The following is a 25433-nucleotide window of genomic DNA, read 5'->3' as shown; positions in this document are numbered from 1 at the left end:
GATTCGTTTCGGTGGTACGCCGCTTTGGTCGTGCAGCAAGCAGCAGGCAAGGCTTAGGACAAATCCGTAGGGCCCAGACAACCGAGGCTGGCGAGGGTCTGCCGAACCGCATCGTCCAGCCGGGTATGCGGCTCGGCGCCGATCAACGCCTCCAGGCGGGAGCTGCGCAACCGGACCGGCTGCCGCCAGAGATAGCGCATCTCCATCAATTCGCGCAGCAGCGGAACAAAGGGTGCGGCGAGGCGCATCAGCCCCCACGGCATCGGTCGGACCTTGCATGTTGGGTCGCCCAGCACGCGCCGAATGGCGGCCAGCATCTGTGTTCCGTCGGCGTCCCAATGGCCCGCCATGTGCACGTCGACAAAGGCTGGTAGCGCGGGAAGGGCGATCAGCCGCACCATGGTTTCGGCGACATCGGGAAGATAAGCCCATTGATGTCCAATGCCACGCTTGCCCGGATAGCGGATGGCGGTGGGTCGGCGGCCGGGCTGTACGAGTGCCTGGCCGAACCAGTTGTTCGCGCCGCCGGGGCCGAAATAATCGCCAGCACGAACGATCAGTACCGTTGCATCGCCGCGTTCTGCCGCTGCGCGCAGTCGCATCTCCATTTCGACGCGAATGCGACCCTTACGGGTGCGCGGGGTTTGAGGGGCTGTTTCATAGATGTCGGGAAACACATCGGGCCCGTAATTATAGACGGTGCCCGGAAGCAGGATGCGGGCAGTGCGGCGGCGCGCGGCTGCGATGCTGTTGTCGATCATCGGCAGGACCAGCTTGTCCCAGTCGCGATAGCCGGGCGGATTGACAGCATGGACGATCAGGTCGCACCCGTCGGCCGATGCGGCGACATCGGTGGCAGACATGGCGTCGCCCTTTATCCATTCGAACCGCGCATCCTGTTTCGGCCGGGGGTTGCGGTGAAGCGCCCGGACACGCCAGCCTTCCGCCGCAAGCCGGTCGGCCACGCTGCCGCCTATGCCGCCCGTGGCGCCCAATACCAATGCCGTCTGCGTTTCCATCGAGTCCTCCATTGCTGCCGGACCGGGATTTCGCGCAGGCAAGAGTTCAACGAAATTGCCTGAATCTGTCGATCTGTTATACGAAAATAGATGAATGAGGCGCCCAGTTGGGATTTGTACCGCAGCTTTCAGGCTGTGCTGCGCGAAGGGTCGTTATCCGGGGCCGCGCGCGCATTGAACTTAACCCAGCCGAGCGTCGCAAGGCATATAGATGCGTTGGAAGCGGCGATCGGCGCCAGCCTGTTCTTGCGCACCCCGCGTGGCCTTTCGCCCACGGACCGCGCGCTGGAACTGCAACCCTACGCCGATCTCCTTGCCGCCACGTCGGGAGCGCTCCTGCGTGCGGCGCAGGGCGGCAGGGATGCAGTGCGCGGGACGGTGCGCATTGCCGCGAGCGAAATGGTGGGTGTTGCGCACCTGCCCGCGATCCTCACGCGCCTGCGCGCGCGCTACCCGGCGCTGGTGATCGAACTCTCGCTGTCCAATGCCGTCGACGATCTGCTGCGGCGCGAGGCGGACATCGCCATTCGTATGGTGCCGCCACAACAACAGGCGCTGGTGGCGCGGCGGGTGGGGACGCTTCGGGTGGGGTTGCATGCGCATCGCGATTATCTGGCTCGGCGCGGTGTGCCCGCGACGATGGACGCGCTGCAGGCGCACGACCTGATCGGCTATGACGTCGAAACGCCGGCAATCCGTTCGATCGCCGCGCGCTACCCGATACTGCGGCGCGAAGCCTTTGCCTTGCGGGTGCAGAGCGATGCGGCCCAATTCGCGGCGATCCGCGCCGGCTTCGGCATCGGCATTTGTCAGGCGGTCCTTGCCGCCCGCGAGCCCGATCTGGTGCCCGTACTCGCCGACGCCTTTTCGCTCGAGCTTGAGACCTGGGTGGTGATGCACGAAGATATGCGCGCCAATGCCCGCTGCCGCGCGGTATTCGATGTTCTGGTGGAGGAAATGACAGCACTCACCAAGGCAGCCAATTCGCGTTAGAAATGCCGCCATGGAATTTGCGCTGACACCCCACAGCACGACGCCCGGCAAGGCGATCCGTCGGATCGACGGCTTGGTGCAACGCGATCAACACGCCCTGACACTGTTGTGGCGGCTGCATGGCGATGTTGACGCGCTGGTCATGCCGGCTCCGGCTTCGCCCCGTCGGACCGACGGACTGTGGCGCTCGACCTGCTTCGAGCTGTTCGTCGCGGGCGAGGCCGGCGCCTATCGGGAATTTAACTTTTCCCCCTCCGGCGCCTGGGCCGCTTATGCTTTCAGCGGGCCGCGCGAAGGCATGGCCCCGCTGGCAATCGCCACGCCGCCCGAGGTGCGCGTCTATGACGAAGGCCAGTATCTGGGCGTGAGGGTGCAACTCGACGGCATCGGCGCCGGCCCGTTGCGGTTGTCCCTCACCGCCGTCATCGAAGAAAAATCGGGGACATTATCCTATTGGGCGCTGCGTCATGGCGCGGACAAGCCGGATTTTCACGATCCCGATTGCTTTGTGCTCGAACTGCCGCCAGCAGACTGATCCTCATGCTTTTCGGAATCGATCGACTTTTTGCCGAACCCGACCTGCGCAAACCCCTGGAGGGCAAGCGTGTCGCGCTGCTCGCGCATCCCGCTTCGGTAACGCGCGACCTGACCCACAGCCTGGATGCGCTGATTGCGGCGGGGGTGAACATCACCGCCGTGTTCGGCCCGCAGCATGGCGTGCGTGGTGACCTGCAGGACAATATGATGGAGTCCTCGGACTTCACCGACCCGCAATATGGCATGCCGGTGTTCAGCCTCTATGGCGAAGTCCGGCGACCTACCGATGCGTCGATGGACATGTTCGACGTCATGCTGGTCGACCTGCAGGATGTAGGGTGCCGCATCTACACCTTCGTCACCACGCTGCTCTACGTGCTCGAAGCGGCGGCAAAGCATGGCAAGGCGGTGTGGGTGCTCGACCGGCCCAATCCGGCGGGACGGCCGGTTGAGGGGATGACGCTGCTGCCCGGCTGGGAAAGCTTTGTCGGCGCGGGGCCGATGCCGATGCGGCACGGCATGACGCTGGGCGAGCTGGGGCACTGGTTCATCGCGCACTACGGCCTGGATGTCGCGTATCAGGTGGTCGCGATGCAAGGCTGGGCCCCCGAGACGGCACCCGGCTTCGGCTGGCCGCCCGAGCGCCCCTGGATCAACCCCAGCCCCAACGCCGCCAATGTGAACATGGCGCGCGGCTATGCCGGCACGGTGATGCTGGAGGGGACGACCTTGTCCGAAGGGCGTGGGACCACCCGGCCGCTCGAATTGTTCGGCGCGCCGGACATCGACGCGCGGGCAGTTATTGCCGAAATGCGACGACTGGCGCCGGAATGGCTGACTGGCTGTACGTTGCGCGATATGTGGTTCCAGCCGACTTTCCACAAACATGTCGGGCAGCTCTGCTCAGGCGTGTTCCTGCATGCGGATGGGCCAAGCTATGACCATGCGGCCTTCCGCCCGTGGCGGGTGCAGGCGCTGGGCTTCAAGGCGATCTGCACGCTCTATCCCGACTATGAGCTGTGGCGTGATTTTCCGTACGAATATGTCTTCGACAAGCTGGCGATCGACGTGATCAACGGTGGCCCGGGGCTGCGGACATGGGTCGACGATGCGGCGGCCGCACCTGCCGATCTCGATGCGCTGACGGGGCAGGACGAGGGCGCATGGCGCGCCGTCCGCGCACCGCATCTGCTGTACTGAGGCACCGGTAATGGTCGCACCCACCCGTACGCTCGCCGGCCTGATCTTCGCCGTCGAAGAGGCTGAGGATCGCCCCGGCACGCTGGTCGCCAGCCTGCCCTTTGGCGGCATGACGCTGCTGGAATATCAGATACGCCTGCTCGCGGGCGCCGGTGCCGAACAGGTGCTGGTCGCCGTGGGCAGGGTCACGCCTGCGCTGCTTGCGGCGGTCAATCGTGCCGCCAAGCGCGATCTGGCGATCGAAGTGGTCCGCTCCGCCGAAGAGGCGGCCGAGCGGATGAAGCCGGACGCGCAGGTGCTGGTGATGGCGGATGGCCTCGTCACCACCGATCCGGTGATGGACCGGATGGCGGGCGAGGCGCGCGAGGCGCTGCTTGTCACCGACGATGCCGAATCGCCTGCTGCGATCGAACGGCTCGACATGCATGACTGCTGGGCCGGGGTTGCGCGGATCTCCGCGGCGCAACTGATCCAGATCGCGCAGATGCCCGAGGACTATGATTTCCAGTCGGCACTGCTGCGCATCGCGGCGCAGTCCGGCGCCGTGCATGTGCCGCTGGCCGCGCGCTGGCTGCGCGGCGGCCATGCTGTCGAGCGGAGCGCCGAAGGGCTGGCGATGCGCAACGCCGGTGTTCTGACGGCGCTCAGCGAACGTCGCAGCGATTGGGCAGATCGTTGGGTATTCACCCGCGCCGCGCGGCTCGCGCTGCCCGAACTGGTCGCGCGCAATGTTCCCGGCTGGGCGATCGTCGCGACGGGCGGTGTGCTGGGGCTGATCGCCCTGGTGCTATCGCTCGTGGGCTATCAGGGCGTGGGCCTGATCGGCGGTCTTTTTGCCACGGCGGCCTTCGCGACCGGTGCGGGGCATGCGGCCCTGCGCGGCGAAGAGCGGCGGGCGCAGCAGGTCGAACAGGCGATCCTGCTCCTGTTCTCGCTGCTCACGCTGGCCAGCGGTTGGCGCGAATACCGGGCGCTTGGCACCGCCACCCCGGCCGTGCTGGCGCTTACCGGCGTCGCGGTACAGTTGCTGATCGAACGTGCTCCGCCGCGGCACCGGCGTTGGTGGGCGAGCCCGTCGGCGCAGTTGCTGTTGCTGACGCCCTTCGCGCTGGTCGGGCATGCGGTGTTCGGTCTGGGTGGAATCGTGGTTTACGGGCTTGCGACGCTTGCGGCGGCAATTGAGGCAACCCGAGAAAAGCCTTAGGCTCATCTTAATCACAGTTCCGCTAATCGAGGTGCATGTCGGGCGACTTTGTCGACACGCGCGATGGCGACCCCATCGGCGCCGGGGAGCTGCTGGCGCGTGCCGCGGCGGCGGATGCGCATGCGCGGCACGGACTGCGCGCGGCAATGAACGATTTCTTCCTGCCAGATACGCTGCGCCTCGACGAACGGATGCGCGCAGAGGCGCACTGGCTGCTTCGCGGCGCCGTACATGCGGCGGAAGGCGCGGTTCTCAGCCATTTTTCGGCACTTGTCGGGCAAGATGCGCAGGCGGGCTTGCCGGCGCCGGGCACTGCCTGGGAACGGCTGCAGACAAGCGAGCTGCTGCACCAGCCCGAGCTGATCGGGGCGTTGCTGGCGCGGGTGCGGCTTGATCAGATGGGCGCAGCCCTGCCCTCGCAGGCCCCCGACGATCCGGAGCGCCCTAGTCTGGTCGCGCGATTCGTCGAGCATCCCGATCGGGCGATTGGCGACGCCGCCCGCGGCGTGCTGATTGCCGAGAGTCGCCGCCATAGTCCCGATTTGGGACAGGTGGAATTGCCCGCCAAAGTGCAGCGGGCGCTGATCTGGGCCGTTGCAGCCGCCATGCGTGACACAATCGCCATGCCCGGCGACCCAGCAATCGACCTGGTATTGTGCGAGGCGGCGCGCCGCGCGATCGCCGAGCCTGCGGGTGAGGCGGGGATCGAGACAGCGGCGATGCTGTTCGCCAGCCGAGTCGATCCGGCGCGGGCGGAACTTTCCGCCCTGCTGGTGGAGGCACTGCGCGACCGGCGGATACAGTTGTTCACGGCGCTGCTCGCTCATGCTTGCCGGCTCGACTATGCCGATGCGCGGGCATTGGTGATCGAACCCGGCGGTGAACGCCTTTTGCTAGCCCTGCATGCGCTCGACGTGCCGCGTGAGGCGCTTGCGCAGATCGGCTACGCGCTGTGCGAGGCTGATCCTCGCCGCGATCTGCATGCACTGGCCGATGCGGTCGACGCGCTCGAAACGATGAGCGCGGAACAGGCCCGGACCGCCTTGGCCCCGCTGTCGCTCGACCCCGACTATCGCGCCGCCCGCGCCGCGCTGAAGCGGCAGGAGGGCGGGGCATGAACCTCAACGTGCTCGATCCCGTGCTGCCGGTGGCAATCGGGCGGCTCGATTCGGCGGGCAGGCTGCTGGACGCCGAGCCGCGACTGCGCGAATTGAACGAGCGCGCCGGTGGCAGCATCGGCGCACCGCTGGCGGTGCCGCAGATTGCGGCCATCGCCCGCCTGTCACAGCGGCTGGGCATTCCCATTTCGCGGAACGTCATTGCCGCCGACGGTGAGGACGATATCGACCTGTGGGTGCGGGCGGGGCCGGATCACGGCGGTGTGCGGCTGGAAGTGAGCGGCTGGCGACCGCGGCCGGCATGGCGTCCGGCTGCCAAGGCAGAACGCGACGGTGACTTTTATCGTGCGTCGGGCGATTGGCTTTGGGAGACCGATGCTTCGCTTCGTTTCACCTTCCTTTCGATCGATGCGGGAGAGCGCTTCGGCTTCGATGCCCGCGATATGCTGGGTCAGCCGATCACCCGCCTGTTTGCGCTGGAGCAGGACGAAACCGGCAATCTGCCGATCCTGAGCGCAGTTGCGGCGCAGGCGCGGTTTGATGGCCAGAAGGCGGAATTGCGCGGCACCGGCCGGACGCTTCGGCTGGATGCCAGCCCGCGCAGCGACCCCGCAGGGCGCTTTGTCGGCTTCATCGGTGCAGCGCATATGCTGGACGAGGGAGACGGTCCGGGCATGTTGCCGCCGCTGCCCGCCGAGGGGGGCGGGAAGGAAGAGGCAGACCGTCCCGGCGGCTTTCCGCCGTCTTTCAGCCGCAGGCTCGATCGGGCGCTGCGCGGGCCGCTCAGCAAGATCATCGCCAATGCCGATTCGATCAGCGCTCAGACCGAAGGCCCGGTGCGTGAGGATTATGCGGGCTATGCCGCGGACATCGCCAGCGCTGGCCGGCATCTGTTGGGATTGGTCGAAGACCTGGTTGATCTCCAGGCGATCGAACGCCCCGACTTTGCGCCTGCACGCGAGGCGATCGACCTGGCCGATGTAGCCCGCCGGGCTGCCGGCCTGCTCTCCGTCCGCGCGGGCCAGGCGCAAGTTCGGATCGACCGGCCGGCGGTGGATGAGACGCTGCCTGTCACCGGCGAATTCCGGCGGGCGTTGCAGGTGCTGGTCAATCTGATCGGCAATGCTGTGCGCTATTCGCCGGCAGGAGCCTCTGTATGGATCCGGCTGGAGCGCGAGGGCGATTTGGGCTGCGTGATCGTGGCGGACCAGGGCAAGGGCATCGCGCTAGCCGACCAGGACCGCATCTTCGAGAAATTCGCGCGCGTGGACATGAGCGAGCCGGGCGGAAGCGGGCTGGGGCTCTACATTGCCCGCAAGCTCGCGCGGGCCATGGGGGGTGATCTGTTCGTGGATAGTGCGCCCGGGCAGGGCGCACGCTTCGTATTCATGCTGCCACTCAGAGGCTGACCCGATGCGAAAAGGGGCGCCCGCCTCCTCCTGCGGGCGCCCCCTTCGGGTCAGTCCTGCTGCCGCTTAGCGGCGGCAGACCCGTACCGGGTGATGGTGATGCCATTCGGTCCAGCAGACCGGGCGGCGATGGTGATCCCAGCCATAATGGCGGCGATCCCAACGATGTTCGTAGCGATCGCGATCCCAGCGATGCTCATAGCGCTCGCGATCGCGGTAATCCCCGCGCCAGTCCTGGGCGCTGGCGCTGGTGGCGCCGGCAAGGGCAGTAACGGCAAATCCCGCAGCGGCGATGATCTTCAGCATCTTCATGATGATCCTCCGTCTCTTTCCGTATCAACGGTCTAGCGGAGGCAATGCTTCGTCAGCCTGAACTCGATTGTAGGCGGCGGTTCAGCTTGGACACAAGAAAACGGCGCCTCCGCTTGGAACGGAGACGCCGTCTTTTCTTGTGCTGCCGGCCGGATCAGCGCTGGCTGAGCGGCACGTAATCGCGCTGCGTCGGGCCGGTATAGAGCTGACGCGGACGGCCGATCTTCTGGGCGGGGTCCGAGATCATTTCGTTCCACTGCGCGACCCAGCCGACGGTGCGGGCGAGCGCGAACAGCGCCGTGAACATCGTCGTCGGGAAGCCGATCGCCGACAGGATCACGCCCGAATAGAAGTCGACGTTCGGGAACAGCTTCTTCTCGACGAAATAATCGTCCTTCAGCGCCAGTTCCTCGAGCCGCAGCGCAACTTCGAACACCGGATCGGACACGTTGAGCGCCGCGAACACCTCGCGTACGGTCTTCTGCATCACCGTCGCGCGCGGATCATAGTTCTTGTACACGCGGTGGCCGAAGCCCATCAGGCGGAACGGGTCGTTCTTGTCCTTCGCGCGGGCAATGAACTCGGGGATGCGCTCCGGACGGCCGATTTCGTGCAGCATGTTGAGCGCCGCTTCGTTCGCGCCGCCATGCGCCGGGCCCCACAGACAGGCGATGCCTGCGGCGATGCAGGCGAACGGATTGGCGCCCGACGAACCGGCAAGACGCACCGTCGAGGTCGAGGCGTTCTGCTCGTGATCGGCATGGAGGATGAAGATGCGATCGAGCGCCTTTTCCACCACCGGGTTCACCACATATTCCTCGGCCGGAACGCCGAAGGTCATACGCAGGAAGTTGCCGGTGTAGCTCAGGTCGTTCTTCGGATAGAGGAACGGCTGGCCCACGCTGTACTTGTACGCCATCGCCGCGATGGTCGGCATCTTGGCGATCAGGCGGTGCGACGCAATCATGCGCTGCTGCGGATCGGTGATGTCGGTCGAATCGTGGTAGAAGGCCGAAAGCGCACCGACCACGCCGCACATCACTGCCATCGGGTGCGCGTCGCGGCGGAAACCGCGATAGAAGGTCGCCAGCTGCTCGTGCAGCATGGTGTGGCGGGTGATCGTGTTTTCGAACTTCGACAGCTCGTCCTGGCTGGGCAGTTCGCCGTTCAGCAGCAGGTACGAAACTTCCATGAAGCTCGAATGCTCGGCGAGCTGGCCGATCGGATAGCCGCGATGCAGGAGTACGCCTTCGTCACCGTCGATGAAGGTCAGGCCCGACTCGCAGCTAGCGGTCGAGGTGAACCCGGGATCGTAGGTGAAGGCGCCGGTCTGCGCATACAGCTTGCGGATGTCGACGACATCCGGGCCGGTGCTGCCCGACAGGACCGGAAATTCGACTTCCTTGCCGGAAATCTGCAGCTTGGCGGTATCGCTCATTGAACGTCGTCCTTTCCTTCGACCCTCTTATCAAGCGGGTTCGCGTAACTGGTCTGCAATGCGGGCCAGGCTTTCCTCGCGTCCCAGCAGAACCAGAACGTCGAATATGCCTGGCGAGGTGCGCCGCCCGGTAAGCGCGGCGCGTAACGGTTGCGCCAACCCACCAAGCTTCACGCCCGCATCATCGGCGACGGTGCGTACCGCCGCTTCGAGCGCCTCCGTATCCCAGGCTTTCAATCCGTCAAGCGCGGTGTGAACCCGAGCCAGCAAGGCACGTGCCTCGCCCTCTAGCAGAGCTGCGGCGCCTTCGTCCATTTCGAGTGGGCGGGTGCGAAACAGAAACGCGGCCCCATCCGCCAACTCAAGGAGATTTGCGGCGCGGGGCTTCAATGCGGCCATGCTGCGATGCAAAAGTTCGCGCTGCGAGTCGCTGAGCGGAAGGCCCATGCGCGGGGCCACGAGATCGGCGAGGCGGCCATCGTCGGACTGGCGGATATAATGGCCGTTCAGGTTTTCGAGCTTCTTCAGGTCGAACCGGGACGGTGACTTGCCGACACCCGCCAGATCGAACCATTCTATCGCCTGTTCGCGGCTGATGATCTCGTCATCGCCATGGCCCCAGCCGAGCCGGAGCAGATAGTTGGAGACCGCTTCGGGCAGCAGGCCGAGTTCGTCGCGATAGGCATCGACGCCCAGCGCGCCGTGACGCTTCGACAGCTTGGCCCCATCGGCACCGTGGATCAGCGGGATGTGCGCATATTCCGGCTCGTCCCAGCCCATTGCGCGATAGATCGGCAATTGCCGGAACGCATTGTTGAGATGGTCATCCCCGCGGATAATGTGGGTGACGCCCATGTCGTTATCGTCAACCACCACGGCCAGCATATAGGTGGGCGTGCCATCCGAGCGCAGCAGGACGAGATCGTCGATCTCGGCGTTCTGCACGGTCACTTCACCCTGAACGTGGTCGCGGATCGTCACCGCGCCCTCGGTCGGGGCCTTCAGCCGGATGACGTGCGGCACGGCAGGGTCGCCGTCGTTGCGGTCGCGCCACGGCGAGCGGATGCGCAGCGGCTTTTTCGCCGCCTCCGCTTCAGCGCGCATCGCCGCCAGCTCGTCCTGCGTCAGGTAGCAGCGATAGGCCGCACCCTTTTCCAGCATCGCCTGCGCGACTTCGGCATGGCGGGCGGCACGGGCGAACTGGAACACGGCATCGCCATCCCAGTCCAGCCCAAGCCAGCGCAGCCCGTCGAGGATCGCGTCGATCGCCGGCTGAGTCGAGCGCGCGCGATCGGTATCTTCGATGCGCAGCAGGAACTTGCCGCCATGGTGCCGCGCGAACAGCAGGTTGAACAGCGCCGTACGGGCACCGCCGATGTGCAGAAAGCCGGTCGGCGAAGGGGCGAAGCGGGTGACGACGGGCTTGGCGCCGGTGGTATCTGATGTTGCGCTCAAGCGCGCATGCTCCCAGTCTGTTGTATCGATGGCCAGTTCAGCCGCCGCGGGCCCTAGCACGGGGTACTCTGGCCTTCAAATGGGGGCAGGGTGGCGATTCCCCAAGGGGCACGCATCCATAGAGCGCTGGCTGGAAGCGGAGCGCAGCCAACTCGTGCTCTGGATACCCGTGGCGCTGGGGGCGGGAATTTCGGCCTGGTTCCTGTTACCGGATGCGCCCCGGTGGGCAGCATTTCTCTGCGCCGCGATCGGGATAGCGGGGCTGGGCGCGGTGCTTGCCGGACGGGCAGGGCGCGTGTTGCTCGTTACCGGCCTCGCAATGGCGGCCGGGTGTCTCCTTATCTGGTGGCGAGCCGAGTCGGTGTCCGCGCCGGTACTGGCAAGGCCGGCAGTCGCGCAATTTGCGGCAACCGTCGAACGGGTCGAGCCGCTGCCGGCGCGCGAATCGACGCGGCTGTTGCTGGCGCCGGTCAGTCGACCCGACCTGCCGGCACATATCCGCCTGAATATCGCCGATACCGATCGCGTTTCCGGTATCGCCACCGGTGCGCAACTCTCGCTGCGGGCGCGGCTGGTGCCGCCACCGGGGCCATCCGTGCCGGGAGCCTATGATTTCCGACTGACTGCGTGGTTTGCGGGGATCGGCGCCAGCGGCAAGGCGATCGGCTCGGTCAAGGTCGAAAGGCCGGCTGCAGGCGCGGCGGCGGATCTGCGCGCGGCGCTCACGGCCCATATTCAGGCGCGGCTGCCGGGGAGCTCGGGCGGTATCGCCAGTGCGCTCGCGACCGGAGACGAAGGCGCCATCACGCAGTCCGACTCGGATGCGATGCGCCGGGCCGGCCTGGCGCATCTGCTTTCCGTCAGCGGTCTGCATGTCACCGCTGCAACCGGTGCCGCGATGCTGCTGGTCCTTCGACTGCTCGCGCTCAGCCCTTGGCTGGCACTCCGCGTGCGATTGCCGCTGATCGCAGCCGGAGCGGGCGCGATTGCTGCGATCGGCTATACTTGGCTGACCGGCGGACAGGTGCCGACAATACGATCCTGCGTCGCATCGCTGCTCGTGCTCGCGGCGCTCACCCTGGGGCGCGAGGCCGTAACGCTGCGTCTGGTCGCGGCGGGGGCGGTGGTGGTGCTTTGCTGCTGGCCGGAGGCGTTGGCTGGCCCCAGCTTCCAGCTGAGTTTCGCTGCAGTGGCGGCGATCATCGCGTTGCACGAAAGCCCCCATATGCGCGGCTGGTTCGAAGCGCGGGAAGAATCGCGTGTCGCTGCCACGGCGCGGGGGGCCGTGTCGCTGCTACTCACCGGCTTGCTCGTCGAACTGGTGCTGATGCCGATAGGCCTGTTCCATTTTCACAAGGCCGGGCTGTACGGTGCTGTCGCCAATATCATCGCCATTCCGCTGACCACCTTTGTCGTGATGCCGCTGGAGGCAGGTGCTTTGCTGCTCGACATTGCGGGGCTGGGGGCGCCTTTGTGGTGGCTGACCGCGCGGGCTCTCGACCTGCTGTTATGGCTCGCCCATGCGGTTGGTGATGCGCCCGGCGCAGTGGCCGCATTGCCCGCGATGCCGACGGGCGCCTTCGCCCTAATCGTGGCCGGCGGCTTGTGGCTGGGTTTGTGGCGCACAGGGGTGCGGATCGCCGGGTTTGCGGCGATTTTTCTGGGTGCGTTATGGACGCTGCTCACGCCGGCGCCTGATCTACTGGTGACCGGCGACGGCCGCCATGTCGCCGTGCGCACGGACGACGGGCGGCTCGCGCTATTGCGGGACCGCACCGGCGACTTCACCCGTGCGGCGCTGGGGGAGAATGCAGGAGTGGAGGAAGCCGGGCTCGACCTGCTCGATGGCCGTCCTGAGGCGCGGTGCAGCCAGGATGCCTGCGTCGTGGATCTGACGCGCGGCGGTCGGCGGTGGCGCATTGCCGCCACACGCAGCGCCTATCCGCTGCGCTGGGCCGACATGGTCGCGCTATGCGGAACGAGCGATCTGGTAATCAGCGAACGCAGGCTGCCGCGCGCGTGCCATCCGCGCTGGCTGCGGCTCGACCGCACCACGCTGGCCCAAAGCGGCGGCGTCGCGATCCGCCTTGCCGACGGCACCGTTCGGACCGTTCGCGGGGAAGGGCGACAACCTTGGCTTGACCCGCCGACGGTGCAGCCGCCATTCGCGGGGAAAGGAGAGGAAAGACGATGATCCGCACAATGATGCTCGCGATCGCGCTGACAGTTGCGCCTGCGGCCGAGGCGCAGACCGACTGGGCGAAGACACGAGCCGAATGGAACCAGCCCGTGGCGCCCTTCCGCATTCTGGGCAATGTCCATTATGTCGGCACCGCGGGCATCGCCGCCTATCTCATCACGAGCCCGCAGGGGCATATCCTGATCGACGGTGGCATGCCCGAAAGCGCGCCGCTGATTGCTGCGAACATCGAGAAGCTCGGCTTCAAGCTGAGCGACGTGAAGATTTTGCTGATCAACCACGCGCATTGGGACCATGCGGGCGGCCTCGCCGAGCTGAAGCGCAGGACTGGCGCGCGGTTGCTGGCAAGCGCTGCCGAGGTACCGGCGCTGGAGCTTGGTCGATCGGACTATCGTCCCGATATTTCCATCACTGCGCCACCCGTGAAAGTCGACGGCGTTCTTGCCGACGGGCAGGAAATTCGCCTGGGCACCAACACGCTGGTAGCGCACCTCACGCCCGGTCACACCAAAGGGTGCACCAGCTTCACGCTGGAAGTCCCCTCGGGCGGCGACAGCCTGACGGTATTGTTCGCCTGCAGCCTCACCGTTGCCGACCAGCCGCTGACGCCCGGTCATGGCTATGACGCTGCACCGGCCGATTTCCGCGCCACCTTCGCCAAGCTCGGCGCGATGCAGGCGGACGTCTATCTGAGCTATCACCCTTCGCAATTCGATTTCGACGCAAAGCGGGCAAAACTTCTCGCCGGAAATCCCGAGGCTTTTGTCGATCCCGGCGAATTACACCGGCGCGTCGAGGAAGCGCGTGCGGATTTTGAAGCGGAACTGCAGCGATCGTCCCCGCAAAAGTGACGATCGTTGCCCAGCGTCCCGCCCGCTCGTCAGTATCGCCGCAACAATCCGGCCAGGCGTCCCTGCACGCGGATCTGGTCAGGGCGGTAGCGCTGCGGGGAATAGTCGCGGTTGGCTGGATCGAGCCGGACCATCGACCCTTCCTTGCGGAAATATTTGAGCGTCGCCTCCGCATCGTCGATCAACGCGACGACGATCTCGCCCTCGCGGGCGGTTTCGGTGCGGCGGATCAGTGCATAGTCGCCATCGAGGATACCGGCTTCGACCATTGAGTCGCCCGCGACTTCCAGCGCATAATGCTCGCCCGAGCCCAGAAGCGCGGCGGGAACCGGCAGCATGGTCGAGCCTTCGAGTGCCTCGATCGGCGTACCGGCGGCGATACGACCGTGCAGCGGAATTTCCACCACGTCGTTCGCCGGCGCAGGCACGGTCGCCGCCGGTGCGGCAGGAGCGCTGACCTTCGGCTTGGGCGCGGGCTTGCGCTCACCCCGTTCCGGCATGCGCAGCACTTCGAGGGCGCGCGCGCGGTTCGGCAGGCGACGGATGAACTCGCGTTCCTCCAGTGCGCTGATCAGGCGGTGCACACCTGACTTGGACTTAAGGTCCAGCGCCTCCTTCATCTCCTCGAACGAGGGCGAAACGCCCGTTTCGTTCAGGCGATCGGCGATGAAGCAGATCAGCTCGTGCTGCTTGCGCGTGAGCATCCAATCCTCCGGGTCTAGAACAGACTGGGAACGTTTATGCAATGTTCCGGGCCCGTGTCAAGCGATGTCGAGGATTTCCACGGAGTCGCCTGTTTTTGCAGGGCCTGCACCGGCTTCGCGGACGATCAGGCAGTTGCTTCGAGCCAGAGTCCGCAGCATCGAACTGTCCTGGATCGTCGAGGCACGGACCCGCCCGTCGACCAGTTCGGCACGCAGATAATCGGTGCGGTCGCCATTGGCGGGCAGGTCTTCGCCGAGCACGGCCAGACGGGTGCGCGGGAAGGGATCGGCCGCGCCGGCGATATGCGCGATCAGCGGCCGGACGAACAGCAGCGCGGTGACGAAAACCGAAACCGGATTGCCCGGCAGACCTACTACAACGGTCAGTCCGCGACGGCCCGCCATCATCGGTTTGCCCGGGCGCAGCGCGATTCGCCAGAAATCGATGACGGCGCCGGCCGCTTCCAGCGCGGGGCGGACCAGATCGTGATCGCCCACCGAGGCACCGCCGGTGGTGACGAGAATATCGGCATCGACGCTGGCGAAGCTGCGCGTGAGCTGCGCGACGTCATCGGGGAGAATGCCCAGGTCGATGATCGTCACCGGCAGGTCGGCCAGCAAGGCGGCGAGCATCGCCCTGTTCGATTCGGGCAGTTGTGCCGGCCCGACCGGTTCGCCCGGCGGCACCAGCTCGTCGCCGGTTGAGGCGATCGCCACCCGCACGGGCGCGCGTACCGGCAATGTCGCGTGGCCCGCCGCCGCAGCGAGCGCGAGCCGTGCCGCCGTCACGCGCTCTCCCGCCGCGATCAGCCGCTCGCCTTCCGAGAAATCCAGCCCGCGCCGGCGCACGTTCCGGCCGCGCGTCGCGGGGCCTTCGCCGGCCAGCAGCAGACGGTCGCCCTCGCGCGCAGCCTCTTCCTGCACCAGCACGGTATCGGTCCCGGCAGGAAGCGGCGCACCGGTGAAGATCCGCACGGCTTCCCCCGGCCCGACGCTGCCGGCAAAGCCGCGTCCCGCCGCACTTTCGCCAATCACCCGCAACGGTCCGCGCAGGTCGGCGAAGCGCAGGGCATAGCCGTCCATCGCCGAGAGATCGGCCGAGGGCTGGGTGCGCAGCGCGACGACATCCCCGGCGAACCACCGCCCGGCCGCTTCCGCGATCGGTACCTGTTGGGCGGCGGCGGGCGTGCCCAGCGCCAGCAGGCGCGCCTGAGCCTTGGCAATAGGAAGAAGCGGCGTCATGCCGGTGCCTTGGCCCGGCACGCCGGGGCGTGCAAGCGTTTCAGCCTGCCCGGTTGCCGCCGGACACGCTGCGCAAGTCGTCGGGCCGCAGCGGCAGGCGGAATTCGCACAGTGCGCGGTTCTGGCCGGTTTCGACGACGCGGGCGGGACCGCCGCCGATGCCGGGCAGGGCGATCCATAGCTGCGCGCCCGATGCAAAGGCATGCCGCGCCTCGAATTCGACCAGATATTGGGTCAGCGCCCGCACCCGGACATTCCACCAGCGAACGCCTTCGCGCACGCGCGCCGCGGCGTCCAGGCGGATCGCCCCCTTGTCGGGGATCAGCAGTTCGCCGTCGGCCTGCGCGCTCGCACCCGCCAGTGATTGCAGTTCGCGCAGCCAGGGAAGCAAGGTCTGCCAGCCCAGTTCCTCGGCAAAGGCGATGCCCGCGCTCGCGTCGCGCACCCAGCGGACATGCCCGGCCATGGGGCGCAGGCCGTCGAAGATGAGCTGGACCGCGTCGTCCTCGGCCAGCGAGAACCTGCCCTCCACGCCGACGCCGCCCTGCGAGATGTTGCGCGTGGAGACGAGCACGGCGCGGTCGCCGCTGACGATGCCCACGGTCTGGCGCAGCTCGATACGCGGCAGCAGCCGGCGTTCGGCCGGAAGATTGGCGAGATTGCGGGCGAGCATCGCCACCACGTCGATCGGCGTATCGAAGATCAGCCCCGCTTCGCCGCCGTGCGACCAGGCGATATGGCCGGGCAGGCGCAGGCCACTCGCCAGATCGAGCACCGCCGCCGCCTCGTCGACCACGGCATCGGCGAGGCGCAGTACCGCGCCGACTGCGCTCAGCCAGCGGATCGCACAGGTCTGGCGGGCATCGTCCACCGCCAAGGTGCCGCAATCCAACGCGGGCGAATCACTTGCGCCGGCGGAGGGATCGTTCGTGGGAGGATAGGGGCGCTCGCCGCCCAGACTGAAGATTGTATCGGACGTAAGATCTTGTCGCATTGGCCTTCCCGCCCGGTTGTCGCCACTGTGGCGGGCGCCGCTGAAGGGGCCGTTAAGCGAGAGGGTTGCGGAAATACTAACGGGCCGGGAACGGCCCATGCGAGGCGGCGTCGATGCGTGCGCGTCCCTGTTTTCCACCCGGTCCGCGCGGGCTCGCCCCGGCGAAAGCGCGGCTCCCGGGGGCAATCGCATGGGTCAGCGGCGCGAAAGGAAACGCTCGTCATCAGGAAACGCCCCGATCCCAGGGGGGGCCAGCATCTCAATCGTGAAGCTGAAACCCGCCGTTGGCTCATCTCCGACGGCGAAAGCTGGAATGACGAGGTCTGGGACATTCCTGCCGATCGCCGCCGCGACTGAGATCGTCCGTTTACGCCCCAGTTGCGAACATTCGAGCGTTGGGTAAGATTAGATGTGGATTAGGCTGTGACATTTATTAACGATATAGATGTGGAGCGCCTGCGAACGCGAAATAATATAGTTTCACGTCGGTTAATTTAACTTCGAGGAATTGGGCTATCTCTAATATCATAAATTTCGGGAGCATTCTACGCTGGTGATCCAGTGCCTAATGAGCATTTTCTAAACAAGATTTGATGGCCTGATCTCTAAAAGCATCAAGTTCGTCAGCAGCTTGCTGTGCGCTTTTACCCCATACGCTCGGTAAGATTGCATCTGGGGTGAATTGATGTCGAGGATAGTTATCCAAACGTTTTTTGTTATTGGCACCGTCGACCAAATTATAGCCAATAACGCTCTGCCCTCTACCGATTGGGTAGGTACCTATGGGGCCGTCGATATTCCGCCAAGCAACGAAGCGTGGTAATCTCATCCACCCTCCCGACAGCTCGAAACCCTCTGAATTCAAGGTGAGACGTAGTGGCCGCACAACCAATCCGCCGTAGAAAATAGCGAGTAGCCCGAAAACCCAGCCAAATGTTATCCAAACCCATTTCCAAGGGCCATCCAGAGCAAACCCCAGCAGAGCGGCGAAACACGCAATCGCTGCACTAATCATAGCTACAATCACGTAGCCTGCGGTCCTGATTCGGGATTGTTTGAAGAGTTTGGATGTGTTCATTTCCTAATTTCCTCTCGAGCCAACTGCTGAAGTCAAGCTTCCGCTCCCCCTAAATTTCCTGCCACAGCGACCGTTACGCGGGAGGTCCGATAACCGTCCTTTGTTCAGGGGGCGAGGCGCGTGAAATGGCCAGTGTTGGCGTAAGCCGACCTTCCCGGCACCGCATCGGAACGGCGATAGTTGCTCGGAAGATGCCCCAAGGCGAACCGGCTTAACGGCAACTCTATGCCTGTTTCTTCTCCGAAAGCGGTCACGTCCGCTCCCCACCAACCCCAGACGTTCACCGCTTCCGCCGATAGCGGTCGTTTATGGGGTCACGACCGGGTTTCAGCCGTGCCAGTCGCCCGATTTGCCGCCGGTCTTGGAAACCAGCCGGATGTCACCCAGCACCATCGCCTTATCGAGCGCCTTGGCCATGTCGTAGAGCGTCAGCAGCGCAACCGAGACGGCGGTCAGTGCCTCCATCTCCACGCCGGTCTTGCCTTCGGTTGTGGCGGTCGCGGTTGCCGTCACGCCGGTTTCGTCGAGCGCGAGGTCGATCGCGACGCGGTTGAGCGGCAGGGGATGGCACAGCGGGATCAGATCCGCCGTCTTCTTGGCGGCCATGATGCCGGCGATGCGGGCGGTGGCGAGCACATCGCCCTTTTTGACGCTGCCTTCGCGGATCGCTGCTGCCGCTTCGGGGGACATGGTGATGCGCCCTTGCGCCACCGCTTCGCGCGCGGTGACGGGCTTGCCGCCGACATCGACCATATGCGCGGCGCCTTCGGCATCGAGATGGGTAAGACGGCTCATCCCACCAGGGCGCGGGTCGCCGCCTCGACATCGGCCTGGCGCATCAGCGATTCGCCGATCAGGAAGCAACGGATGCCGTGTTCGGCCATAGCATCCAGATCGCCGCGCCCGTTCAGGCCCGATTCGGCGACGAAGGTGCAGTCGCCCGGTGCGTGGCGGACGAGTTCATAGGTCTTCTGGACATCGACCTCGAACGTCTTGAGATTGCGATTATTTACGCCGATCAGACGCGAGCGGAGCTTCAGCGCGCGGTCCAGTTCTGCAGCGTCGTGCACCTCGACCAGCGCATCCATGCCGGCTTCGATCGCCGCTGCTTCGATTTCGGCCATCTGGCCGTCTTCCAGCGCGGCAACGATGATCAGGATCGCGTCGGCACCCATCGCGCGCGATTCGCCCACCTGCCAGGGATCGACCAGAAAGTCCTTGCGGATCACCGGCAGGTCGCACGCCGCGCGCGCCGCGATCAGATAGTCCTCATGCCCCTGGAAATAGTCGTGGTCGGTCAGCACCGACAGGCAGGTCGCACCGCCGGCCGCATAGGCACGGGCATGGGCCGGCGGATCGAAATCGGCGCGGATCAGCCCCTTGGACGGGCTGGCCTTTTTGATCTCCGCGATCAGCCCGTAGCCGCCGGCAGCGGCGCGCGCATCAAGGGCGGCCTTGAAGCCGCGCGGCGCCGATGGCGTCGGGTAGCTGCGGGGCGCGGCCTTGCGGGCAGCGACTTCGCTGCGCTTGGTGGCGAGGATCGTGTCGAGAATGGTGCTCATGCGAACGCGATCCAGCAGTCGAGCAGCGCGTTGGCAAGGCCATTGTCGATGACTTCTGCCGCTTCCTCGACGCCCTGCGGCAGATCGTCGGCGCGCCCCGCCACCATCAGCGCAGCGGCGGCGTTGAGCAGCACCGCGTCGCGATAGGGGCCGTGCTCGCCCTGGAGCAGGCGATGCAGCGCGAGGGCATTATAGGCCGGGTCGCCGCCGCGTATGGCTGCCAGCGGGTGACGGGGAAGCCCCGCATCCTCGGGCGTGATCCGGCCGGGCAATGCGGCGCGGCCGACATTGACGACGACGCTCGCCGCCTCGGTCGAAAGCTCGTCGAGCGCATCCTCGCCGGAAACGATGGCGGCGGCTTCGGCGCCGAGTTGTGCGAGCGCCTCGGCATAGATCGGCGCATAGTCGGGGCGGGCGATGCCGATAAGCTGGCGGGTGACATGCGCCGGATTGGCGAGCGGCCCCATCAGGTTGAAGATCGTGCGGCGGGCGATGCGGCGGCGGATCGGCGCGATCCGCGCCAGCGCCGGGTGGTGATGCTGCGCGAACAGGAACGCGATGCCGATTTCGTGCAGGCTTTCTTCCGCACGGGCGGCCGCGCGGTCGAGGTTGAGGCCCAGCGCCTCCAGCGTATCGGCGGCGCCTGCCTTGGACGAGGCGGCGCGGTTCCCGTGCTTGGCCACCGGCACGCCGGCGGCGGCGACCACCAGGCTGACGGCGGTCGAGACGTTGAGGGTGTGATGGCCGTCTCCGCCGGTGCCGCACACATCGATGGCGCCGGCGGGCGCGGTGATCGGGATAAGCCGGGCGCGAAGGGCGCGTGCCGCCTCGGCAATTTCGATGCTGGTTTCGCCGCGATCGGAAAGCGCGATCAGAAAGGCTTCGATCTCCGCTTCGGGTGCTGTGCCGTCGAGCATGTCGGCAAAGGCCTGCGCAGCGGTTTCGCGGCCAAGCGGGGAAGACGGATCGGGGAGCAGGGAAAGGCGAGTCACGCCGCCTCTATTCCGGGCGGAGCGCGCGCTTGTCGAGCAAATCCTTATCGGGGCCGCAGTACGGGCCACGGCCCCGAAGAATCAATTCGCCTTTTTCGGCTTGGTATAGGGCACGAACTTGTCGAGGATGACGAAACCCCGCTGGAACTGTGAAGCACGATCGACCAGCCGCACGCTGTCGATACTGCACAGCTCCGAACCATAGGTGTGGGTGACGAGGATCGAATCGTCGTCAAGCTGGTCGGCGCCGGCGCGCGGCGTGTTCACATAGAGCGTGCCGCCGCTGCCATAGACGATCGCCTTGTGATCGATGATCCGCGTGCTGTCGGTCATCGGCAGGCTGATGCAGTCGACCGGCTTGCCGGCAACACGGCCGGCCAGCAGCTTCTGCAATTGGGCTTCAGGGGTGCTGCGGTCGCCCTGGGCGAGCGCAGCGGGCGCCGCGGCGAGCGCGACACCGGCGAGCAGGGTCTGGAGCAGCTTTTTCATGGCCCGAGTCGTAGCATATTCGCGATGAACGGGGGCTGAAATTCCGCATTCGTTCAGGCGATTGCCTTCGCCTCGATGCCGGCGATGCGCAGGAAATTGGCCAGCATGGCATGGCCGTGCTCGGTGGCGATGCTTTCGGGGTGGAACTGCACGCCGTGAATGGGCAATTCGGCGTGGCGGAAACCCATGACCGAGCCGTCCTCCGCCGTGGCATTCACCACCAGGCCGGCAGGAATGTCGGTGACGATCAGCGAATGGTACCGAGTCGCGGTAAAGGGCGAGGGCAGGCCGGCGAACAGCCCGGTGCCGTCGTGCGACACGGGCGAGGTCTTGCCGTGCATCAGCCCGCCGCGGACCACCGATCCGCCGAAATGCTGGCCGATCGCCTGATGACCCAGGCACACGCCCAGCAGCGGCTTGCCGGTGGCGGCGCAGGCCGCGACCAGATCGAGGCTTATACCGGCCTCGCTGGGGGTGCGCGGGCCGGGCGAGATCAGGAACGCCTGGGCGTTGCTGGCAATCGCTTCCTGCGCAGTCAGCGAGTCGTTGCGCACCACTTTCACCTCGGCACCGAGGTCCATCAGATAATGCACCAGGTTCCAGGTGAAGCTGTCGTAGTTATCCAGGACGAGGATCATGGGAGCCGCGTTAGGCGCTTTGCGGCGGCTCGACAATGTTTGTGCCTTGGCACGGCCACAGTGCCGGGGCAACGCTGGAGCAACAGGGGCGTTCAACGCCGCGCAAGGAGTAACCCGATGATTGTCAGACTGATCACCGCCGCAGCGCTGCTCGCCGCACCGGCTTTTGCCCAGGCGCAGGATCAGGGCACCGCGACGCAAGGGCCGCCGAAACGCGTGCGCAGCGTGCTGCTCTATGGCGACGAAGCCTGCCCCAAGGCGACCACGCCCGACGAAGTGGTGGTGTGCGCCAATGCCGGCGAATCGCCCTATCGCATCCCCAAGCGCTTCCGCGATCAGGCGAAGCACGACGCGCCTTCGACCTCGTGGACGCGCCGCATGGAAGTGGTGGAGGAAGTCAACCGCGAAGGCCTGCCCAATAGCTGCTCGCCGGTCGGATCGGGCGGCCAGACCGGCTGCACCGCCAAGATGATCCAGCAATGGTATCAGGAGAAGCTGGACAAGGAAGCGGCAGACACGCCGCCCAAGCCGTAATTGCCGTTGCGGGCTAAGGCCTATTGGCCGAAGCCCGCCTCGCTCGCCCGGGCCACCGCCTCGCGCGCGGCGGCGAAAAGGGCGCCCGACTTGGCCTCGCATTCGCGCTGCTCATAGGCGGGATCGGAGTCGGCGACGATGCCGGCGCCGGCCTGCACATGGATCATCCCGTCCTTCACCAGCGCGGTGCGCAGCACGATGCACGAATCCATCGACCCGTCGGGCGAGAAATAGCCGACGCCGCCGGCATAGGGGCCGCGCGTCTCTGGTTCCAGCTCGGCGATGATCTCGCAGGCGCGAACCTTGGGCGCGCCGCTGACCGTGCCGGCGGGAAAACCGGCGAACAGCGCATCGACCGCGTCGGCATCGTCGCGCAACCGGCCGACGACGTTCGACACGATGTGCATCACATGGCTGTAGAACTCGATCGTGTAGCTGTCGGTCACGCGGACGCTGCCCGGCGCGGCGGCGCGGCCGACATCGTTGCGGCCCAGATCGAGCAGCATCAGATGCTCGGCGCGTTCCTTGGGATCGGCGAGCAGCGAGGCGCGGTTCGCTTCGTCCTCGGCGGCGGTGCGGCCGCGCGGACGGGTGCCGGCGATCGGTCGGATGGTGATCTCGCCGTCGCGCGCGCGCACCAGAATCTCCGGGCTGGAGCCGATCAGCGCGAAGCCCGGCAGGTCGAGGTGATAGAGAAAGGGCGAGGGATTGATCCGCCGTAGCGACCGATACAGCTCGAACGGCGGCAGCGTGAATGGTGCGGTGAAGCGCTGGGCGAGCACCACCTGAAAGATATCGCCGGCGGTGATATAGTTCTTCGCGGCGTCCACCATATCGGCATAGCGGCCGGGGGGCAGCACGGGTTGCGGCGTGACCGGTTCGAGCTCCGCGCGCACCGGCGCGGGCAGGGGGGCGCTCGCCAGCCGGGCGGCGACTGCGTCGATCCGCTCCGCCGCCTGCTCGACCGCGTGACCGGGCCAGACGGGGGCGACGAGATACAGCGCATCGGCCAGCCGGTCGAACACCAGCAGCACGGTGGGGCGCACGAAGATCATGTCGGGCACGCCGACCGGGCTCTGCGGCGCGCGGGACAGCGTTTCGACGAGGCCGATCGTCTCGTAGCTGAAATAGCCGACCAGACAGGCCAGCGCGCGGGGCAATGCCTCCGGCACGTCCATCCGGCAATCGGCGACCAGCGCGCGCAATGCCTCCAGCGCGGGTGTGGCGCACGGCTCGAACGCATCCCGGTCGGTCAGCCAGATCCGGTTGATCGCGGCCTCGGCACCGGTGGCCTGAAACACCAGATCGGGCGCGAGTCCGATCAGGCTGTGGCGGCCGCGCACCGACCCGCCTTCGACCGATTCGAGCAGGAAGTCGCCGCGCCCCGGCTCGATCAGCTTGAGCGCTGCCGCCACCGGCGTTTCGGTATCAGCGATCTGACGCCGCCAGATCAGCGCAGGCTTGCCCGCAGCCAGCGCGGCGCGGGCTGCCTCGAGTCCCTCGATCACTGGTCGCCGGCGCCGCTGCGCAGCAGATCTGCCCGCAGGCGCGCGATCGCCGTTTCATTGCGCGTGATCTTGAGCTGCTTGCGCATCGCCGACGAGAATTCGCGGGCATATTCGCCGGCGCCCATCTGGGTGAGGCCGCTGCGGATCGGCTGCATCGTCACGGCGTCGCCGGCAGCACTGCCCGGCTGGATCGTGTCGACGAACACGACGTAATAGCCCGCCCGCGCCGGGGCCTCGACCACACGCCCGGTCTTCGCCTTCATGTCGAAAGCGGCCTGGATGAACGTCTCCTTGTCGCGCAGCTCGGAGCGCTTGAAGTCGAACGGCTTGGGCGGTGCACCCTTGGTGACGCCCGCTTCGGTCAGCGCCTGCTGCATCGGCACGCCCTTCTGCAGCTTGGCCATCACGACGTTGGCCGCAGCGCGTGCCTTGGCGAGCGCCTGGTCGAGCAAATAGTCGGCCTTCACCTTGTCGGTGATCTGGGCGAGCGGACGGGGGGCTGCCGGAACGATCCGCTCCAGCGAAACTACGGCGAAGCTGCCGTCGGGTCCGGCGGGAACGATCTGCGGTTCGTCGCCCGGCTGGTCGAAGCCGAACCCGGTCTTCATGACCGCGCTGATCGCCGGCGTAGGCTTGGTATCCGGGTTCAGCGGATCGATGCCGGCTGCCGTGAGTGCGGGCGTGCGCTGCGCGGTGAGCTTGGCGTCACGCACGGCTTCGTCGAAATTCTTGCCGCCGCCGATGCCGTCGTCGATCGACTGGCGGAGATCGCCGAGCAACCGCGACAGCTTCCGCTGGGTGATGTCCTGCGCAATATCGCCGCGTACCTGCTCCAGCGAGCGGGCAGGGATCTTGTCGACCTTGGTAACGCGGAACACATACCAGGTGCCGCCAAGCTGGCTCGGCCCGGTGAGGGCGTTAGCGCCCGCCGTGAAGGCCGCGTCGGCAAATGCCTGCGACACCTGCTTGGCCAGGGCCGCGCGGTCGGCGGCGTCAACCTTGCGCATCTCCAGCCCGGCGGTCTTGGCGGCGGCCGCCAGGTCTCCGCCTTTGGCAGCATCGGCGACCTTCTGGGCTGTGGCGCGGTCGAGGGCAGTCACGAGTTCTACGCTGCGCTTTTCGCTGGCGGCATAGCGTGCGGCGTTCGTCTGGTACGCCTTGGCGATTTCGGCGTCGCTGGCAGTCGCCTGTGCCTTCAGCAGGTCCGGTGTCGCGAGCGCATAGCGGACCACGCGCAGCGCCGGCACCATGTAGCGATTGCGGTTGCGCTGGTAATAATCGGCAAGCGTCTTCGCATCGGGGGCTGCGCCAGGATCCATCGCTGCCGACTGGACGAAGCCGACAATGCCGGTGCGGCGCTCAAGCATCATCGAGGCATAGGGCAGCGCGACGCCTTCGGGCGCGGGAATGCGCATCGTCGCCGGGCCGAGCAGCCAGCTTGCATAGCGCTGGTTGGTGATCGCCTCGCGATACTGGGCCGGGCTGATGCGGTTCTGCGCCAGCAACTGTTCGAACGTCTGCTGGCTGAACTTGCCGTCCATCCCCGCGAACTGCGGATTGTTGGCGATATCGGTGTCGATCAGCAGCTTGCCGACGCGCATGCCGTTGCGGTTGCCATAGGTGACCATCGCCGCCGAATTGATCGCATCGTCGATCGCCGCCTCGAAGGCGCCCTGCGCAAGCGCCTGCGCCATGGTGACATTCTGGCCCTGTTCCTGGGCGTTGCGGATCAGGCGATCGAGCCGCTCGCGAACGTCTTTCTCGGTCACGTCACGACCGTTGACGCGTGCCAGCGCGGGGCTGCCCCCGCTAAGGTTCATCGAACGCAGACCGGTGACGTCACTCGCCGCAAAGGCGATCGCGAGCAGGCCAAGAAACAAAAAGACCGCGACAAGGCCGTAGCGCGACTTGGTAAATTTCCGGAAGGCGTTGAGCATTGGAAGCCGTTCGTTCGAG

24 protein-coding genes are annotated in these 25433 nt (G+C 66.2%); 9 read left to right on the top strand and 15 right to left on the bottom strand.

The window, feature by feature from the left end; translation table 11 throughout:
* Positions 1-53: 53 nt before the first annotated feature.
* Complete coding sequence (locus tag ACT53M_RS02055; RefSeq protein WP_476231134.1) at positions 54-1019, bottom strand: NAD-dependent epimerase/dehydratase family protein; 966 nt, start codon at positions 1017-1019, stop codon at positions 54-56.
* Between the two features lie 90 nt (positions 1020-1109).
* Here ACT53M_RS02055 and ACT53M_RS02050 point away from each other — a divergent pair, with 90 nt between their 5' ends.
* The 6 genes from ACT53M_RS02050 to ACT53M_RS02025 are packed head-to-tail and all read left to right on the top strand — an operon-like array spanning position 1110 to position 7480.
* Entirely contained in the window at positions 1110-2012 is a 903-nt protein-coding gene (locus ACT53M_RS02050; protein ID WP_476231133.1) for a LysR family transcriptional regulator, read from the top strand.
* Positions 2013-2022: 10 nt separating this feature from the next.
* On the top strand, positions 2023-2547 hold the full coding sequence (locus tag ACT53M_RS02045; protein WP_476231131.1) for a DOMON-like domain-containing protein: 525 nt from the start codon (positions 2023-2025) through the stop codon (positions 2545-2547).
* Positions 2548-2552: 5 nt separating this feature from the next.
* Positions 2553-3749, top strand: a complete 1197-nt coding sequence (locus tag ACT53M_RS02040; RefSeq protein WP_476231129.1) for an exo-beta-N-acetylmuramidase NamZ family protein — start codon at positions 2553-2555, stop codon at positions 3747-3749.
* A gap of 10 nt (positions 3750-3759) precedes the next feature.
* Entirely contained in the window at positions 3760-4953 is a 1194-nt protein-coding gene (locus tag ACT53M_RS02035; RefSeq protein ID WP_476227732.1) for a hypothetical protein, read from the top strand.
* A 35-nt stretch (positions 4954-4988) separates the two neighbouring features.
* Positions 4989-6071: a DUF2336 domain-containing protein gene (locus ACT53M_RS02030; protein WP_476231127.1), complete on the top strand. Its 1083-nt coding sequence runs from the start codon at positions 4989-4991 to the stop codon at positions 6069-6071.
* Positions 6068-7480 carry a sensor histidine kinase gene (locus ACT53M_RS02025; RefSeq protein WP_476231125.1) on the top strand — a complete coding sequence of 471 codons (1413 nt, stop codon included), beginning with the start codon at positions 6068-6070 and terminating at the stop codon, positions 7478-7480. The genes ACT53M_RS02030 and ACT53M_RS02025 overlap by 4 nt, the downstream gene beginning before the upstream one ends.
* 66 nt (positions 7481-7546) lie before the next feature.
* Here ACT53M_RS02025 and ACT53M_RS02020 read toward each other — a convergent pair whose 3' ends face one another.
* From ACT53M_RS02020 to gltX, 3 genes are all read right to left on the bottom strand, one after another.
* Positions 7547-7792 carry a hypothetical protein gene (locus tag ACT53M_RS02020; RefSeq protein WP_476227735.1) on the bottom strand — a complete coding sequence of 82 codons (246 nt, stop codon included), beginning with the start codon at positions 7790-7792 and terminating at the stop codon, positions 7547-7549.
* Positions 7793-7946: 154 nt separating this feature from the next.
* Positions 7947-9230 carry a citrate synthase gene (locus tag ACT53M_RS02015; protein ID WP_476227736.1) on the bottom strand — a complete coding sequence of 428 codons (1284 nt, stop codon included), beginning with the start codon at positions 9228-9230 and terminating at the stop codon, positions 7947-7949.
* Positions 9231-9260: 30 nt separating this feature from the next.
* Entirely contained in the window at positions 9261-10685 is a 1425-nt protein-coding gene (gltX, locus tag ACT53M_RS02010; RefSeq protein WP_476231123.1) for a glutamate--tRNA ligase, read from the bottom strand.
* 79 nt (positions 10686-10764) lie between these two features.
* Here gltX and ACT53M_RS02005 point away from each other — a divergent pair, with 79 nt between their 5' ends.
* The gene (locus ACT53M_RS02005) at positions 10765-12879 is read left to right on the top strand and encodes a ComEC/Rec2 family competence protein (RefSeq protein WP_476231121.1); all 2115 of its coding nucleotides are present in this window, start codon (positions 10765-10767) and stop codon (positions 12877-12879) included.
* Positions 12876-13736, top strand: a complete 861-nt coding sequence (gene bla, locus ACT53M_RS02000) for a subclass B3 metallo-beta-lactamase (protein WP_476231119.1) — start codon at positions 12876-12878, stop codon at positions 13734-13736. The genes ACT53M_RS02005 and bla overlap by 4 nt, the downstream gene beginning before the upstream one ends.
* A gap of 29 nt (positions 13737-13765) precedes the next feature.
* Here bla and lexA read toward each other — a convergent pair whose 3' ends face one another.
* From lexA to ACT53M_RS01955, 9 genes are all read right to left on the bottom strand, one after another.
* A complete protein-coding gene (gene lexA / locus ACT53M_RS01995) occupies positions 13766-14440 on the bottom strand; it encodes a transcriptional repressor LexA (RefSeq protein ID WP_476227740.1) in 675 nt (224 codons plus the stop codon).
* A gap of 57 nt (positions 14441-14497) precedes the next feature.
* Entirely contained in the window at positions 14498-15682 is a 1185-nt protein-coding gene (locus ACT53M_RS01990) for a molybdopterin molybdotransferase MoeA (RefSeq protein ID WP_476231117.1), read from the bottom strand.
* Positions 15683-15722: 40 nt separating this feature from the next.
* Positions 15723-16676, bottom strand: coding sequence for a PilZ domain-containing protein (locus ACT53M_RS01985; RefSeq protein ID WP_476231116.1), 954 nt, complete (start codon positions 16674-16676; stop codon positions 15723-15725).
* A 565-nt stretch (positions 16677-17241) separates the two neighbouring features.
* Entirely contained in the window at positions 17242-17754 is a 513-nt protein-coding gene (locus tag ACT53M_RS01980) for a hypothetical protein (RefSeq protein ID WP_476231115.1), read from the bottom strand.
* A gap of 327 nt (positions 17755-18081) precedes the next feature.
* A complete protein-coding gene (gene moaC / locus ACT53M_RS01975) occupies positions 18082-18549 on the bottom strand; it encodes a cyclic pyranopterin monophosphate synthase MoaC (RefSeq protein ID WP_476231113.1) in 468 nt (155 codons plus the stop codon).
* Positions 18546-19316: an indole-3-glycerol phosphate synthase TrpC gene (gene trpC / locus ACT53M_RS01970; RefSeq protein ID WP_476231111.1), complete on the bottom strand. Its 771-nt coding sequence runs from the start codon at positions 19314-19316 to the stop codon at positions 18546-18548. Before trpC ends, moaC begins: the two co-directional genes overlap by 4 nt.
* On the bottom strand, positions 19313-20308 hold the full coding sequence (trpD, locus tag ACT53M_RS01965) for an anthranilate phosphoribosyltransferase (protein ID WP_476231109.1): 996 nt from the start codon (positions 20306-20308) through the stop codon (positions 19313-19315). Before trpD ends, trpC begins: the two co-directional genes overlap by 4 nt.
* Positions 20309-20389: 81 nt before the next feature.
* On the bottom strand, positions 20390-20797 hold the full coding sequence (locus ACT53M_RS01960) for a hypothetical protein (protein WP_476231107.1): 408 nt from the start codon (positions 20795-20797) through the stop codon (positions 20390-20392).
* Positions 20798-20850: 53 nt separating this feature from the next.
* On the bottom strand, positions 20851-21435 hold the full coding sequence (locus ACT53M_RS01955; protein ID WP_476231105.1) for an anthranilate synthase component II: 585 nt from the start codon (positions 21433-21435) through the stop codon (positions 20851-20853).
* 117 nt (positions 21436-21552) lie between these two features.
* Here ACT53M_RS01955 and ACT53M_RS01950 point away from each other — a divergent pair, with 117 nt between their 5' ends.
* Positions 21553-21969, top strand: a complete 417-nt coding sequence (locus ACT53M_RS01950; protein WP_476231103.1) for a hypothetical protein — start codon at positions 21553-21555, stop codon at positions 21967-21969.
* A gap of 20 nt (positions 21970-21989) precedes the next feature.
* On the opposite strand, the gene ACT53M_RS01945 is transcribed toward ACT53M_RS01950, so the two are convergent.
* Both ACT53M_RS01945 and ACT53M_RS01940 read right to left on the bottom strand, forming a co-directional pair.
* Complete coding sequence (locus ACT53M_RS01945; RefSeq protein WP_476231571.1) at positions 21990-23474, bottom strand: anthranilate synthase component I family protein; 1485 nt, start codon at positions 23472-23474, stop codon at positions 21990-21992.
* The gene (locus ACT53M_RS01940) at positions 23474-25414 is read right to left on the bottom strand and encodes a peptidylprolyl isomerase (protein WP_476231101.1); all 1941 of its coding nucleotides are present in this window, start codon (positions 25412-25414) and stop codon (positions 23474-23476) included. Before ACT53M_RS01940 ends, ACT53M_RS01945 begins: the two co-directional genes overlap by 1 nt.
* Between the last annotated feature and the right edge of the window lie 19 nt (positions 25415-25433).

Source organism: Sphingomonas sp. DMC6, from assembly GCF_056314225.1.
This window is presented reverse-complemented; position numbering and strand designations above follow the sequence as displayed.